The sequence below is a fragment of the Halobacillus shinanisalinarum genome, from assembly GCF_022919835.1.
Classification (GTDB): Bacteria; Bacillota; Bacilli; order Bacillales; family Halobacillaceae; genus Halobacillus_A; species Halobacillus_A shinanisalinarum.
In genome coordinates this window covers 4,596,463-4,611,566 of the sequence record NZ_CP095074.1, presented here as the reverse complement: position 1 = coordinate 4,611,566, position 15,104 = coordinate 4,596,463, and the positions used below count along the sequence as shown (strand labels likewise).

The following is a 15,104-nucleotide window of genomic DNA, read 5'->3' as shown; positions in this document are numbered from 1 at the left end:
CCTAATGAGCAAGGCATCCTCACAAACCTTCAAAGTGCCTTACTCATCATTTAATCAAGAATTTCTCCCTTTACATGTTCGTCTTGTTCGAGGATGTCTTTTAACGGTTTAAAACGTTCATCTTTTACTAATGAATGATTCGCGATAATCTCAGCTGCATCCTGTCTTGCCGTTTCAAGAGCGCGATAATCATGAACCATATCACCGACTTTAAATTCAGGCAAGCCGCTTTGTTTTCTGCCAAAAAAATCTCCAGGACCTCTTAACTTCAAATCTTGCTCTGACAGTTCAAAACCATCATTTGTTTCTGTCATAATCCTCATCCGCTCTTTGCCTACATCGCCTTTAGGATCAGCTAATAAAATACAATAGCTTTGCTCACTGCCTCGCCCGACCCGACCACGCAGCTGGTGTAGCTGAGACAGTCCAAATCGTTCAGCATCATGGATCACCATCACTGTGGCATTCGGAACGTTCACTCCGACTTCCACGACCGTTGTCGAAACAAGGACTTGCAGCTCATTCTCCGCAAAGCGCTTCATCACTTCTTCTTTTTCATCATTATGAAGTCTTCCGTGCATAAGACCGACAGAGATCTTCGGTTCATATACACTAGCTATTTGGTGATATAAATCGACAGCATTTTGGATATCTAATTGGTCAGATTCTTCTATTAAAGGACAGATGACGTAAGCTTGATGTCCTCCCTCAACTGCCTTCTGAATAAAGGCTAACACACGATCAGTCATTTCTCCTTTAATCCAATAGGTGTCAATTGGTTTCCGGCCTGCTGGCATTTCATCGATCACAGATACGTCCATGTCGCCAAAAGCAGTAATCGCAAGGGTACGGGGGATGGGAGTAGCTGTCATAAACAAGACATCTGGGTGAAGCCCTTTATCCCTTAAAGTCCGGCGTTGTTTTACTCCAAAACGATGCTGTTCATCGACGATAACGAACCCTAAATCACTAAAATCCACTTCATCTTGTATGAGAGCATGCGTACCTACGATAATATCAACTTCATGATCAAGGATCGAACGAAGGATTTCTTTTCGTTTTTTTCCCTTCACCGATCCTGTCAACAGAACAACATTAGCTCGGTCCGCAAACATCTCTTTCAGTGAATGATAATGCTGGTCAGCAAGAATTTCCGTAGGCACCATTAATGCCCCTGCTTCCCTGTTGTGATTGAAGCATATAGACCAATGGCCGCCACAGCAGTTTTCCCTGAGCCTACATCCCCTTGAAGCAGACGATTCATACGATAAGGACTTTTCATATCTTTTAAAATCTCAGCAAGAGAGCGTTTTTGTGCACCCGTCAGTTCAAAAGGGAGCGCTTGAACAAAGTCAGTTAACTGATCATTATCATAATTTTGAGCATTCCCCTTAGTAGACTCTCGATGAAGCTTTCGGAGCAACTGCATTTTTAACTGAAAAAGGAGAAATTCTTCATAGATAAATCTTCTCTTGGCATGTTTAAGCATAAGCGGACTTTCCGGATAATGCATTTGGTGCAAGGCTTGCTTGCGATCAGGCAGTTTATAAGTAAGCATGGTATCTTCAGGTAAAATTTCTTCTACATTGTCCGCATATTCCTCTAATGCCGCCTTAATCACCTTTCTTAACGTGAGCAGCGTTACACTTTCTTTAAGTGTATAAACTGGTTGAATAGGATCCTGGCTTTTCGCTTCGCCCTTTTTAAATTGACTGACCGTAATTTGCAAACGATGCTGGTCCCATTTACCGGTAACCGTTACCGTGTCCCCTTTATTCAATTGCTTTTTCGCAAAAGAACGATTGAACATCACCGCTTTAACTGCAAATTGCTCGACTTGCAATGTCATAGTTAATCGTGACTTCTTTTTACTATAAAAGTTAAGAGAGGGCTCTGCAGTAAGCACCCCTTCGATCGTCGCTTTCTCATTGTGGGCAAGCTCGGTTAACGGTTTGATTTCATATGTATCATAACGATAAGGGAAATAGAAGAGTAAATCTTCAATTGTAAAAAGCCCAAGCTCATGTAAATGAGCTTGAAGCTTTTCCCCAATCCCTTTTACTTCACTTATGGATTGATTTAACATGTCACTCACTCTTTCTCAAGTGAAATTCCGTACACTTTCGCCTCAAGTTGTTTTCCTGTTGGCGTAGCTGCCAGACCACCTTGCGCGGTTTCACGAAAAGCTGTTGGCATCCGCTGACCTACTTTGTGCATCGCGTCAATCACTTCGTCACAAGGAATCCGGCTAGTAACACCAGCTAAAGCCATGTCAGCGGAAACGATCGCATTTGTAGCCCCCATGGCGTTTCTTTTCACACACGGAACTTCTACAAGACCGGCTACGGGGTCACAAATAAGGCCGAGCATATTTTTAAGTGTAATTGCCATCGCCTCAGCTGATTGAGCTGGTGTTCCACCGGCCATCTCTACAATGGCCGCAGATGCCATACCCGCAGCTGAACCAACTTCTGCCTGACAGCCTCCAGCAGCACCCGAGATCGAAGCATTATTGGCTACAACAAAACCAAAAGCTCCTGATGTGAACAAATAACGCACCATTTGGTCACGCGTTGGATTTAATTTATTTTTCACAGCAAATAAGGTTCCTGGCACACAACCCGCACTCCCAGCTGTTGGCGTGGCACAAATCGTTCCCATTGCCGCATTGACCTCATTCGTCGCCATCGCTTTACTTACCGCATCCATCAAGAGATTACCCGAGAGAGGTTCCTGATCCCTCATATAATCCTGAATCAGGACGGCATCGCCTCCTGTTAATCCACTATGAGATTTGACTCCCTTTAATCCATCCTCAACCGATTTCTCCATGACATCGAGGTTACGTTCCATTTGAGCATAGACTTGCTCTCGTGAAACTTGCTTAACCTCCATTTCTTGCTGGATCATAATCTCAGAAATTTGTTCGCCTTTACTTTCCGCCAGTTGTATTAGTTCCGCAACATTTTTAAACAAATGACTACCCCTTTCTCTAAGTTAGTCCGATATTCTAGCTACTTGGGTAATATGGTCGGCACGTTCTAATTCGCTTAAAAGAGAATCATCCACATTTTGATCCACTTCGATGACCATTAGTGCTTGTTCCCCTTCACCTTTTCTTGACACTTCCATTCGTCCGATATTTATTTCATGACTTGCTAAGATCGTCGTAGCCGATGCAATCGCCCCATACCGATCATTATGAATTAACAGAATAGCGGGATGACTTCCGGAAAGCCGAAGTTCAAAGCCGTTGAGCTCCGTAATCTCTGCTTTACCCCCGCCAATTGATATACCAACTAATTCGAGCTCATCATTCTCATCGCCAATCTTTATACGTGCGGTATTAGGATGATCAGTCACAGCATCCTCTTCAAAAAACTGCACATTCATGCCATGATTTCGAGCGGTTTCTAACGCTGTACCAATTCTTGTATCATCCGTATCGTAATCTAGTAATCCACCAATGATCGCAACATCTGTGCCATGACCTTTATAAGTCTGGGCAAATGACCCATATAAGTGGATGTTCGCATAGTTAGGTTCCCGGCCAAATAAATGTCTGGCTGCCCGCCCAATTCGAGCGGCCCCAGCTGTGTGGGAGCTTGAAGGCCCAATCATTACTGGACCGATTATATCAAAAACTGATCTATACTTCACGACTATCACCATCCCATCTATGACTCTCTTCTATAATAACGAGAAAACGCTTACTTTAACAAGTTATGCCCCGTTTATTTTACCACATCATTGTGAATTTGTATTAAATATTACCTTCATTCTTGATTCTTATTTGCAATGGGAGTAGAATGATTGTTTGTGGGTTACACGGTAACCGGGTGGGAGAGGGATAATTTCATAGAGGCGATTACCTATGCTTAGCAAGCATAATCATAAGCCCGGCTTGCGACAGGATGTGATGGCAGGACTCATAGGCTATTTTACAACCGTCTACATCGTAGCGGTAAATAGCCAGATTCTACAAGCTGCCGGCCTCCCTTTGGAAAAAGGGATGGTTGCTACCATTCTTGCAAGTGCTGTGGGCTGTTTGATCATGGCCTTATACGCAAATGCGCCTATGGTGCTCATTCCCGGCATGGGAGTGAACGCTTTGTTCGCTTATTCGATTATCGAAGGAAGCGGCTTGGCATTTCGAGAAGGATTAGCTGTCGTTATCATAGCAGGCTTAATTTTTCTCGTTACGGCTTTCACGCGATTAGGTAGCTGGCTGAAAACAGCGATTCCTGAGTCTCTGAAACATGCGATTACAGTTGGACTTGGAATGTTTTTAACGTTAATTGGATTAGAAAAGGGCGGCCTTGTCGTTCGAGGTGAACATTCATTGATCACACTCGGCAATCCCTCCTCTGCTTTAGTTATTACGAGCTTATTAACGTTATTCATAGCCATTTTCCTTTTTGCCAAAAACGTTCCTGGCAACTTTCTAATTACCATGATCGTCGGAACACTCATCGCGCACTTCATAGGTTTACTTGAAGATCCTGGTGAATCGCTGGCATTAGCCGATCAAGAATGGATGATGATCCCTTCCTTTAGCGGAATTACCGAATTCGGCTTTTGGATGGCTGTCTTTCCGTTAACGATTGTTCTCATCTTTGAGAATATGGGGTTGCTTCACGGCCAGTTATCCATGTTAAAGCAAGAAGATAAGTTTAAAAAATCTTATCAGGCAGCAGCATTTTCGGCTATTACTAGTGGATTCTTCGGGACATCACCTACCGTTTCATCAGCAGAAAGTGCCGCGGTCATTGCATCGGGAGGAAAATCGGGACGCGCAAGCCTAACGATGGCGGGATTGTTTCTGGCAACATTATTGCTTATCCCATGGATTTCAATGGTTCCAGCAACTGCCATTAGTCCGATATTAATTATCGTTGGAGCACTGATGGTACAGAACATTAAGGAAATTCCACTGGACAATTTGTCTGAAGCGATGCCAGCTTTCTTAATCATCGTGATGATCCCGTTCACCTACTCGATCGCTGACGGAATGGCGTTTGGCTTCATAGCCTATCCCATCGTTAAATTTGCAATCGGCAAGCAACGCGAGCTAACGGCACCCGTCGTATGTATCGCCATGATCTTTCTCCTTGAATTTATCATGAGAACACTCGGACATTAGCAGAAAAGCGGAGAGGGGCGCTTAGACCTGAAACGCATAAGTAAGACGACCCAGTGAAGCGGTCTTTCTTCACGGAGTTGGATTACTTATGTCGCGAAGGTCTGCCCCTCGCAGCTAGACATTAAGAAAAGCGGAAAAGCCCGTTTAGCCCCGTACGCATAAGACCAGACACGTCGTGACGTGGTTTTCGTCACAGAGTGGATTGACTTATGTCGATAGGGGCTGGGCTTAGCAGTTAGACATTAATAGGAAAGCGGAGGTGCCCGGGTAGACACGACTAGCATAAGCAGAGCGGCGACCTTTCCCCGCGGAGGCGAACTGCTTATGTCTCGAGTGTCTGGGCACTGCAGCTAGACAACAGGAAAGCGGATTGTGTTTGGGCAGAATCTAACCTTCTTTGGTTAAAATAACTTCGGTTTTCGGGAGAATACCTATAATTTGGGGCGTAATAATTCTGCGGTGGTTAGAATCGTCATAATTTTAGGCAGAATCCCCGCCTTTTTTGGGGAAAATGCTTGTTCCTGAAAACCCAACACCCTTCCTTAAACAAACAAAAGAATGTTAAAAAGCGGAGCTGCATTGGCTCCGCTTTTTTACTATAAGTACGTTTTCAAAAAGTTGACGAATGAGAACGTCGACAAAAAACACCATATCCTGCGGAAAAGTCGAAACTAGCACGTTCCTTGTGCGTCGCAAGAAGTACGAGGCGCGAAATCTTTGAGGGCCCCAGCGTATGCCTAGCATCGGAGTTTCTCCTAATGGCCCTTCTAACAAGACTGACACAACCTATTCACTAGACTTACGCTGTTAGCTTGCAGAGGAATGAATGATGAAAGAACTTTCTCAATACCTTTTAACTGGGCCATGTGAAACCAATTTGAATAAGAATTGGTCTAATACTAAAAATTGATTCAAATGAAAGCTCCCCGTTCATTCAACGAGCTCCTCTCAACCTCTTCTAGACGATGACACGATATTTTATAGGCTACGTTTTCTTGTATAAGCACAAGACTTACTTTATCCATAGATATTACGAGCTTTTTCACCGTTTATCTTCCCTTTTACAATATCATTCATTAAGTTAAGAGCAATCATATTAGCTGCTTCCAACACCCATCGGGAAAACTTCTTCCTCCCCCTTTCAAATGATTTTAGAAAATGTATTTTTTTACTATGTAACCTATCCAATCTATTCCCTCTTATTATCACATTATAAAAGTATAGAAAGGGGGGATTTTATGTGTTATTACGATCCTTGTAAAAAGGATTATTATGATCCTTGTGACTATTATGATCCTTGTAAGAAGAAAGATAATTGTGATCCCTATGATTATTATGGTCGTCGCGACTATTATGATCCTTGTAAAAAGAAAGATAAGAAGAAATGCTGTTGTTGCTGGTATTATTAAAGAAAGGCTCTATAGTCTAAAAGGGATAAGGCAACGATCCGCAAAAGATATGACCATTTAAACCTCTTCCGCCGATGACAAATGTTATCGGCGGAATTTTTAGATAGTTCACTTACAAAGAGACTTGCTATAATACGACTTGTTAGTCCTATCACATTATGGAATAAAACTAAAAATTTACTTCTAGTTATTGCCTAAATTATCGTACATAATTTAAAGATAAAATGCACTAAAACTCTCCCCATCAATAATAAAGGACCATCAAATTAATATTTAATCTGATGATCCTTCGGGGCAGAACCAGTTAGCCGCATTGGCTCCGTTTCCTATGGTTATTCAACTGAAAATATAAATGAATAGATAGGTTGGCCGCCGTTGTGAATTTCCACTTCAATATCCTCAAAGTGTTCCTCCAAGTAAGCCTCTAATGCTTCAATTTCTTGCTCGTCCACTTTTTCACCAGTAATCACTGTTACAATCTCATCTTCCTCTTCATCAATCATTTCCTTTAGAAGAGCTTTAGAGGTTTCCAGCTTATCTTTTTGTGCGGACGAAATCTTTCCTTCAAAAATCCCCATGAAATGACCTTTTTCAATCGACAAGCCATCAATTTGGGTATCACGAACGGCATAGGTGATTTGCCCCGACTTTACATGTTTCATTAAAGAGGACATTTCTTCCTTGTTCGTGGAAATATCCGCTTCAGGGTTAAATCCAAGCAACGCGCTCATGCCTTGAGGAATTGTTTTTGATGGGATGACGGCTGCCTTTACGTCAGCCAATTCTGCTGCTTGTTCTGCAGCCATAGTTATGTTTTTATTGTTGGGCAAAATTAATACGTGGTTCGCATGTGCTTCAACAATTGCGTCAGAAATATCCTGCGTACTTGGATTCATGGTTTGTCCACCTTGGATCACCACACTTGCACCGAGGCTTTCGAATAATTTCTTAATCCCTTCTCCCATCGCCACCGTTACAATCCCATACTCCGCCTTCTCTCTCGGCTTCGTATTCTTTTTCTCCCCAACGATGGACGTATGCTGTTCACGCATATTCTCAATCTTCATATTAATCAAGCTTCCATATTGTTGCCCCAAGTTCATTGCATTTCCTGGATACTCTGCATGAATATGAACTTTTATCAAATCTTCATCCGACACAACCAGCAGAGAATCACCGTGTTCACTCAGGGTTTGGCGAAAAGCTTCTTCATCATAGGGAGTTTCAGCCAGCTTATCTTCTTCAAACTTGACCATAAATTCCGTACAATATCCGAATTCAATATCCTCCGTATTCATAAAGTCTTGTGCCAGCTTATGATGTTCCGCGTTGACCATGTCTCCCATCGAGATGGTCGAACTTTGTTCAGGAAGTTCTTCCCCTTTTAAGTTAGCTAGTAAGCCTTCATAAATGGTTAGCAGCCCTTGCCCACCGCTATCGACCACACCCACTTCTTTCAAAACCGGGAGCAGCTCAGGTGTTCCTTTTAACGATGTACGCGCTGCATCAACAACTCCTTCTATAAATGGAAGAAAGTCTTCTTCTTTCTCTGCCAGCTCTGCAGAAGCCTCTCCCGCTTCCCTTGCCACTGTTAAGATCGTTCCTTCGACAGGCTTCATAACGGCTTTATAGGCTGTCGTAACTCCACCTTGAAGTGCTGTCGCAAAATCCTTTGTTGTTATGGATTCTTTGTCCTCAAGTGCTTTAGAAAAACCCCGGAATAACTGAGACAGGATAACACCGGAGTTCCCCCGAGCTCCCATTAACAAACCTTTCGCAAGAGCCTGTGAAACTTTGCCGGCGTGATCCTCTTCTACCTTTTTTACTTCTTCAGCACCCGAAGACATGGATAAGTTCATGTTCGTTCCTGTATCCCCATCCGGGACAGGGAATACGTTAAGAGCATCAATCATTTGTGAGTTGCTCTTTAAATGATGAGCACCTTGCAGAAACATTTCTGCCAACGTTTTACCATCTAACTTTCTTAACGTCACGCTTACTTCCTCCTTTGACTAACAACTGCCATTATTCGCTGATCACGCGCACACCTTGTATGAAAATATTTACCGAACTTACAGATAAACCTACTGTTTTATTCAATGTGTATTTTACTTGTGATTGTACGTTATGTGCTACTTCTGATATTTTGGTTCCATAGCTTACAATAATATACATATCAATATGAAGTTTCTCTTCTTCCTGTCTTACGACGACTCCTCTTAAGAAATTCTCTCGACGAAGCATTTCAGCTATACCGTCACGAAGCTGATTTTTAGATGCCATGCCTACAATTCCGTAACACTCTACTGCAGCACCACCGGCAACTGTAGAAATGACTTCATTGCTAATTGTAATATGACCAAATTTAGTACTAAGATCAACGGACACAGTAAATCCCCCTTTATACTCACCATCTTCGTGAACCCATTATAACATAGAACAGACAGATAAAATGTATGCGAAAAGTACAATAAACACCTATCATACTCTGAAACATTTCCTTCTTTCTGTCAAGATAAAATTCTTGATATTATCTCCTGGCTATATTGCATTTAGCTGCTCAATATGGTACATTAGTTAAGTATTTCAAGATTTTTGTATCGTAACAGGAGGGAATTATATGTCACGCAAATGTGTCGTTTCAGGACGTCGCACACGTTCAGGAAATCATCGTTCACACGCAATGAACGCTAATAAACGTCAATTTAAAGCTAACGTACAAAAGGTACGTATTCTCGTGGATGGCAAACCTAAAAAGGTCTATGTATCTGCACGTGATTTAAAGTCAGGTAAAGTAGAGCGAGTATAATTACCTAAGAACAAAAGCGCGGGGCGCCCGGTAGACACGAAAGACTAGTCTTTCGTGTCTTGGGCGCTGGAGCTGGATGTGGCTAACTTCATGTAAGCTTATCCACAGTTAAATGTTTTTATAATTTTCTTGACGACAAAAAAGCACCCATGACTTGGGTGCTTTTTTGTTACTCTTTTTTGAATGTCCCAATCATAGCCCGTACAATTCCCCGAGAAAGCGCGGGAGTTTAATTGTATAAAATTTCATGAGCCCCCTCCTCAAATGTAAAGCTGCTCGCGAAAGATCCCTTCTATTAGATGACATCATTGCTTCTTACTACTAAGAGTATGCCTTCAGTAAATGAAAAAGTACCTTGTTCTTCAATCAATTGATTAGAAATGCAACGCGTCGATCCATAGGAAAGTTGAGCACCTTGTAATGGATAATAGAACCCTGTTAAGCACAGCTCCTTCACTTCTAACGTTATCGGTAAAAAGGATACATATAAATACTTGTCGATCTTCTTCAGTTTATGCATCCCCTCCCCTACTAATTCCAATTGATTTTGCCGATCAATAATTGTGCCTTTAATTCCCTTGTTTAATAAGGGATACAGCACTTGAATATTAATTAAAGAATGGTCGAGCCGTCCGCCCGTTACTCCAAAAAGCAAGATTTGTTCAGGCTCATGCATGATTGCTTCTTGAATCGCGATTTCCAGATCAGTTTCATTTTTCTCATTAGGATATGTATCTGTTCTTGCCGCAGCTTCTTTAATGGCAGCCAGGGAACTGACGCTGACGGAATCGAAGTCCCCAACAGCGATATCTAACCTTCCGCCTTGTTCGATGATCACTTCCGCTCCTTGGTCTGCTCCAATCCATATCATATCCTTACCATCATATTCAGAAAGCTCAGGTATAAATTCTTTTGGACCTCCTGCAACAATCCCAACTTGCTTTTTGATGATTACACTTCCCTTCTTCCATTAAAAAAAGCCAAAATATCGGTAAGAAACCATATATTTTGGCTAGAAGCATATATTCAAAAAATTGATGAATGAAAAGTTTGCGAAGCGATTGGCAGCTCATCCATTCATTGACTTTTTGAACAGCCTCTTACACATTTTAGATAGATTGACGAATGTCAGTGATGGCCTGCCCACGATCTTCATGTTTAAACACAGCACTGCCAGCTACAAGGACATTGGCTCCAGCTTCTGTACAAAGCTTCGCTGTATCCTTATTGACACCCCCGTCAATTTCAATTTCAAATTCAGCGCCTAATTCGTTACGCCACGCTGCAATTTGACTGATCTTCGGTACGACACTATTAATAAAAGATTGTCCGCCAAACCCAGGATTCACGGTCATTAATAGGACGAGATCAACATCCTGTAAGATCGGTTTTATCGTTTCGGCTGGTGTTGCTGGGTTGATCACCACACCCGCTTTTACTCCATGGCTTTTAATTAGTTGTATCGTACGGTGAAGGTGCGGGCAGGTTTCCTGATGTACAGTGATAATATCTGAACCCGCCTTAGCAAATTCAGGTATAAAAGCATCAGGATTTTCAATCATAAGGTGGACATCCAAAGGTAAGGATGTAACCGGGCGAATCGCTTCAACGATCAATGGCCCAATTGTGATATTAGGCACAAAGTGACCATCCATAACGTCAACGTGAATATAGTCAGCGCCCCCATGTTCTACGTCTTTAATTTCAGCTTCTAAATTTGAAAAATCAGCTGCCAGTATTGATGGAGCAATTTTAATCATGTTAATACCTCGGCTTTCTATTGGAAATTTCATCAACGAATTGTAAGTAATGTTTGTATCTTTGTTCCGCTATTTTTCCACTGGCAACATTTGATTTAACCGCGCATTTCGGCTCTTTATTATGAATACAGCCTCTAAATTTGCATTCATCCTGAACAGCTACAAATTCAGGAAAGCATTCGCTCAGTTGATCCAGTTCCAATTCGCCAAACTCCAACGAGCTGAAGCCCGGTGTATCAGCAACGAATCCACCTGCGATTTCATAGAGTTCAACATGTCTCGTCGTATGTTTTCCACGTCCCAAGCTCTCTGATATTTCATCTGTATCAATGGCAAGGCGAGGGTCAATGGAGTTTAGTATCGAGGATTTTCCTACTCCTGACTGACCTGCTATTACCGTCGTACGATTTGCTAAGTGGGATTGTATATGATCAATGGTTTGTGAATCGTTTACTGACGAAAGGATGACAGGGTAGCCGATCTCCTCATATATTTTCTTATGCGTCTCCATTTCCTGCAACATTTGATCAGATACTTGATCCACTTTTGAAATAACGACTAATGGTTCAATACGCTTTGCTTCAACAAGTACCAGAAAGCGATCTAATAGTAAGGAGTTAAAGTCGGGATGTACAGCGGATGTAACAATCAGCGCCTGATCTACATTAGAAATGGGAGGCCTTACGAATTCATTGTTTCTTTCATCAATAGAAAGAATATAGCCTTCATCGACCGTCTCTGCCTTAAATTCCACGACATCGCCTACGAGTGGAGTAACCTTTCTCTTTCTAAAAATTCCTCTGCCTCGGCATTGATAAACAGTTCCTTCATGGAGCACATAATAAAATCCGCTTAACGCCTTTATTATTTTACCTGTTGCCATTTATTCACCTTCTTCATAAGGAACCGTTTCTTCTTCAATGACTTCTTCGCCTAGCTGCACCTTATAGGAGGCTTCACCGTCTGGAGGGATCGTGACTGTAAACTCGACCGTTGTATCCTCTGTGATGGTTTCTTCACGTAATACTTCTGAGATTTGATTGTTCGAGTCATTGACATAAATCAGTACCTGTTGTTCTTTTTGTTCTGCTTCTTCATCATAAGGAACTTCAACCTGCACCGTTTTTTCTTGCGGTGGCTGATCCTCTGGGCCTAACGAAACGACAAGGTTGACCGTAGACCCTACATCTACTTCACTTAATGCCTGTGGTTCCTGTCTAATGATACTGCCCTTGGGAATCTCTTCAGAATATTCCTCTGTGACAGATGATTCCAAATTGTTCTCATTTAAATAGTTCTCTGCCGACTCCCGTGACTGACCTTCTAGTGACCTTATCGTAACCGTTGGTGGTCCCAGGCTGACTTTAAAGATGACACTCATTTCCTCAGGCACAACTTCTTCATCAGGCTTCGGCTGAACATGTTCAATGATTTCCCCTTCAGGCCGATCAGAATTTTCCTCGATAGCTAACACACTGCCATATCCTTGATCTTCTAGTTCCTGCTTCGTTCTTTCGTAATCTTCGCCGACATAATCATCGAAAGCGACCCGTTTCTTTCCCCTACTTGTGTAAACGGTCACCTCAGTCTTTTCCTTCACGGTCATCCCTGACTCCGGTTCCGTTCTAACCACAAGTCCTTCTGTAACTGTGTCAGAAGTAATCGGTTCACGTTTCACTTCAAAACCTAATTTAGTTAAATCACTGAAAGCTTCCTCATATTCCATTCCTTCCACATCAATCATTTCAATATCATCCGGCTGCAATAAAGTTGGCACAATAAACAATGCTGCTACTCCCGAAGCACAAAGGATGAGGAAGATAATAAACAACCATAATAATGGTCTTTTCTTCTTTTTCTTCTTTTTTTTCTTTTTGGACTTTTTATTAAGCTTTTTAGCCTTCTTTTTTTCTTTTTTTGAAAGATTCTTTTCGCTATTTACCTTTGTTGTATCAAGAACAATCGTATTCTCTTCTGTTTCATACCCATAATTTTCTTCTGTAATGACAGGAATGGCTTTTGTTTTTTCTTCATCCTCTTCATTCGGTATAGCAAAAATTGGCTCGTCCAATCGATTGGGCTCAAGGGCTGTTTCTAAATCATATTCCATATCCATAACGGAATCATAACGATGAAAAGGGTCTTTAGCTGTTGCTTTTAAAACAATATTCTCTACACTCTGAGGTAAATCAGCAATCCACCGCTTTAATGAAGGTGTATCATGCTGCAAATGTTTGAGGGCGATGGCTACAGGGGATTCTCCTGAGAAAGGAAGCCGGCCGGTTAATAATTCAAACAGCACAATCCCTAAAGAATAGATGTCCGATTTCTTTGTTGCCATTCCTCCCCTTGCTTGCTCAGGGGATAAATAATGGACGGAGCCGAGTACAGAATTTGTCTGAGTTAGGGCAGTGGCACTTAGAGCCATCGCGATGCCGAAATCTGTCACTTTTACTTGACCATAGTGATCAATTAAAATATTTTGAGGCTTTATATCACGGTGAACAATCCCATTATCATGGGCATGTGCCATGGCTGATGTGACTTGACGAATGATATCAATCGCATCTGCTACATCAATCGGGCTGTTCTTTTGAATGTATTGCTTAAGGGTCATCCCATCTACATATTCCATCGCCATAAAATATAAATCCTCTTCCTCCCCTACATCGTAGATATTTACAATGTTAGGGTGGGACAAGCTTGAGGCAGATTGGGCTTCGCGATGAAAACGCGCAATAAATTCTTCATCGTCTCCGTGTTCAAGACGCAGTACTTTAATAGCAACATCACGATCTAAAATCGTGTCATAAGCCAAGTAGACGTTGGCCATGCCTCCTCCGCCTATCATCTCCATTATTTTATAGCGTTCGTTAAGGAGACGATTATTCAACATTAGTCAGCACCTTCTTTCAGCTCTGAGTGACTATTGTGAATCACGGCAAGTGTGATGTTATCTTCGCCGCCTCTTTCGTTGGCAATGTCAACTAAAGATTGGCAGAACTCCTGCCATTCCCCGTTGAATTCAGCCATTTTTTCAATTTCTTCATCGTGGACTTTATTGCTTAACCCGTCAGAGCATAACAGTAATCGATCATCCTGGTCAAAAGTAATCGTCAGGATATCAGGGATGATCTCCTCATCGGTTCCTAGTGCCTTCGTGAGGACATTTTTTCGTGGATGATGTTCTGCTTGCTCTGAGGTAATTTGCCCGGATCGGACTAATTCGTTAACCAATGAATGGTCCTCGGTGATCTGTTTGAAACCAAAACTGTTCGCCAAATAGCATCGGCTGTCACCGATATGGGCAATCGTTGCAAATCCATCTGTACATATAGCAGCAACAAGCGTTGTGCCCATCCCATGACATTCTTCATTCTGTTTTGCATGCTCTTGAATTTGACCATTCACTTCAATAACAGAATGCTTTAGCCATTCCTCCGCGTCATCTGGCTTGTTAAAATCGGCGGCTTCTTTCCACTTATTATGTAAAACAGACACTGCCAATTGACTAGCTACATCTCCTGCACGGTGGCCACCCATCCCATCTGCAACGATAGCAAGACTTTGTCCAAACTCACTGGTGAAAATACCGCCAGCATCTTCATTATGATTTCTGACTTTTCCTTGATCTGTCATAAAGCATTCAAACATGATCTTCACCTCATTTCTTCGCTACGTCCGCTTGACGCGAAAATGGCCACATGCACATCAATGTCGTGACCTTGTGCTCGACAAGTGGTTCCATTGATTCTTCGTCTTTAACTTCTGTTCAAAAAATTTGATTTTCGAAGTACTGCCAACGTCTCCCTAGATCATAGTTTACAGGAATGAAGTTGACATGACACTTTATTTTCTTGGTCGCTTGTGACGAAGCGCAAGATATATTTGTCCATTATACACACAGAGTAACCATAATCGCGCTTCATTAGTACCGTTTCAAATGAATTTCCATCATTCCATTTGAATAGCTGCCCATTAAG

At 42.1% G+C, this 15,104-nt stretch carries 13 protein-coding genes and 2 pseudogenes; 3 read left to right on the top strand and 12 right to left on the bottom strand.

The window, feature by feature from the left end; genetic code table 11:
- Positions 1-50 precede the first annotated feature (50 nt).
- The 3 genes and pseudogenes from recG to sdaAB all read right to left on the bottom strand — a co-directional run bounded on the left by recG (position 51) and on the right by sdaAB (position 3,660).
- Positions 51-2,086: pseudogene (gene recG / locus MUO14_RS22850) on the bottom strand (ATP-dependent DNA helicase RecG).
- 5 nt (positions 2,087-2,091) lie between these two features.
- Positions 2,092-2,976, bottom strand: a complete 885-nt coding sequence (gene sdaAA, locus MUO14_RS22845; protein WP_244752789.1) for an L-serine ammonia-lyase, iron-sulfur-dependent, subunit alpha — start codon at positions 2,974-2,976, stop codon at positions 2,092-2,094.
- Positions 2,977-2,997: 21 nt separating this feature from the next.
- Entirely contained in the window at positions 2,998-3,660 is a 663-nt protein-coding gene (sdaAB, locus tag MUO14_RS22840; RefSeq protein ID WP_244752788.1) for an L-serine ammonia-lyase, iron-sulfur-dependent subunit beta, read from the bottom strand.
- A gap of 214 nt (positions 3,661-3,874) precedes the next feature.
- Between sdaAB and MUO14_RS22835 the strand changes: the two genes are divergently transcribed.
- The gene (locus MUO14_RS22835; RefSeq protein WP_244752787.1) at positions 3,875-5,143 is read left to right on the top strand and encodes an NCS2 family permease; all 1,269 of its coding nucleotides are present in this window, start codon (positions 3,875-3,877) and stop codon (positions 5,141-5,143) included.
- 1,017 nt (positions 5,144-6,160) lie between these two features.
- Here the strand turns inward: MUO14_RS22835 and MUO14_RS22830 are convergent.
- A complete protein-coding gene (locus MUO14_RS22830) occupies positions 6,161-6,331 on the bottom strand; it encodes a hypothetical protein (RefSeq protein WP_244752786.1) in 171 nt (56 codons plus the stop codon).
- Positions 6,332-6,415: 84 nt separating this feature from the next.
- On the opposite strand from MUO14_RS22830, the gene MUO14_RS22825 reads away from it, so the two are divergent.
- A complete protein-coding gene (locus MUO14_RS22825; protein WP_244752785.1) occupies positions 6,416-6,613 on the top strand; it encodes a hypothetical protein in 198 nt (65 codons plus the stop codon).
- A 271-nt stretch (positions 6,614-6,884) separates the two neighbouring features.
- On the opposite strand, the gene MUO14_RS22820 is transcribed toward MUO14_RS22825, so the two are convergent.
- Complete coding sequence (locus tag MUO14_RS22820; RefSeq protein ID WP_244752784.1) at positions 6,885-8,546, bottom strand: DAK2 domain-containing protein; 1,662 nt, start codon at positions 8,544-8,546, stop codon at positions 6,885-6,887.
- 31 nt (positions 8,547-8,577) lie between these two features.
- Positions 8,578-8,940, bottom strand: a complete 363-nt coding sequence (locus tag MUO14_RS22815; RefSeq protein WP_244752783.1) for an Asp23/Gls24 family envelope stress response protein — start codon at positions 8,938-8,940, stop codon at positions 8,578-8,580.
- Positions 8,941-9,172: 232 nt separating this feature from the next.
- Between MUO14_RS22815 and rpmB the strand changes: the two genes are divergently transcribed.
- Entirely contained in the window at positions 9,173-9,361 is a 189-nt protein-coding gene (gene rpmB, locus MUO14_RS22810; protein ID WP_244752782.1) for a 50S ribosomal protein L28, read from the top strand.
- A 169-nt stretch (positions 9,362-9,530) separates the two neighbouring features.
- On the opposite strand, the pseudogene spoVM reads toward rpmB, so the two are convergent.
- The 6 genes and pseudogenes from spoVM to MUO14_RS22780 all read right to left on the bottom strand — a co-directional run bounded on the left by spoVM (position 9,531) and on the right by MUO14_RS22780 (position 14,775).
- Positions 9,531-9,610, bottom strand: a pseudogene (spoVM, locus tag MUO14_RS22805) (stage V sporulation protein SpoVM).
- 46 nt (positions 9,611-9,656) lie between these two features.
- Positions 9,657-10,292 carry a thiamine diphosphokinase gene (locus MUO14_RS22800; protein WP_318036051.1) on the bottom strand — a complete coding sequence of 212 codons (636 nt, stop codon included), beginning with the start codon at positions 10,290-10,292 and terminating at the stop codon, positions 9,657-9,659.
- Between the two features lie 178 nt (positions 10,293-10,470).
- On the bottom strand, positions 10,471-11,121 hold the full coding sequence (gene rpe / locus MUO14_RS22795; protein ID WP_244752780.1) for a ribulose-phosphate 3-epimerase: 651 nt from the start codon (positions 11,119-11,121) through the stop codon (positions 10,471-10,473).
- Between the two features lies 1 nt (position 11,122).
- Complete coding sequence (rsgA, locus tag MUO14_RS22790; RefSeq protein ID WP_244752779.1) at positions 11,123-12,004, bottom strand: ribosome small subunit-dependent GTPase A; 882 nt, start codon at positions 12,002-12,004, stop codon at positions 11,123-11,125.
- Complete coding sequence (pknB, locus tag MUO14_RS22785; protein ID WP_244752778.1) at positions 12,005-14,017, bottom strand: Stk1 family PASTA domain-containing Ser/Thr kinase; 2,013 nt, start codon at positions 14,015-14,017, stop codon at positions 12,005-12,007.
- Entirely contained in the window at positions 14,017-14,775 is a 759-nt protein-coding gene (locus tag MUO14_RS22780; RefSeq protein ID WP_244752777.1) for a Stp1/IreP family PP2C-type Ser/Thr phosphatase, read from the bottom strand. The genes pknB and MUO14_RS22780 overlap by 1 nt, the downstream gene beginning before the upstream one ends.
- Positions 14,776-15,104: the final 329 nt, after the last annotated feature.

Excerpts from the sequence above, each read along its gene's own strand:
- MUO14_RS22825 (WP_244752785.1), top strand. The coding sequence starts at position 6,416 with ATGATCCTTGTGACTATTATGATCCTTGTAAGAAGAAAGATAATTGTG.
- rpmB (WP_244752782.1), top strand. The coding sequence starts at position 9,173 with ATGTCACGCAAATGTGTCGTTTCAGGACGTCGCACACGTTCAGGAAAT.
- MUO14_RS22780 (WP_244752777.1), bottom strand. The coding sequence starts at position 14,775 with ATGTTTGAATGCTTTATGACAGATCAAGGAAAAGTCAGAAATCATAAT.
- MUO14_RS22835 (WP_244752787.1), top strand. The coding sequence starts at position 3,875 with ATGCTTAGCAAGCATAATCATAAGCCCGGCTTGCGACAGGATGTGATG.
- rpe (WP_244752780.1), bottom strand. The coding sequence starts at position 11,121 with ATGATTAAAATTGCTCCATCAATACTGGCAGCTGATTTTTCAAATTTA.
- rsgA (WP_244752779.1), bottom strand. The coding sequence starts at position 12,004 with ATGGCAACAGGTAAAATAATAAAGGCGTTAAGCGGATTTTATTATGTG.
- pknB (WP_244752778.1), bottom strand. The coding sequence starts at position 14,017 with ATGTTGAATAATCGTCTCCTTAACGAACGCTATAAAATAATGGAGATG.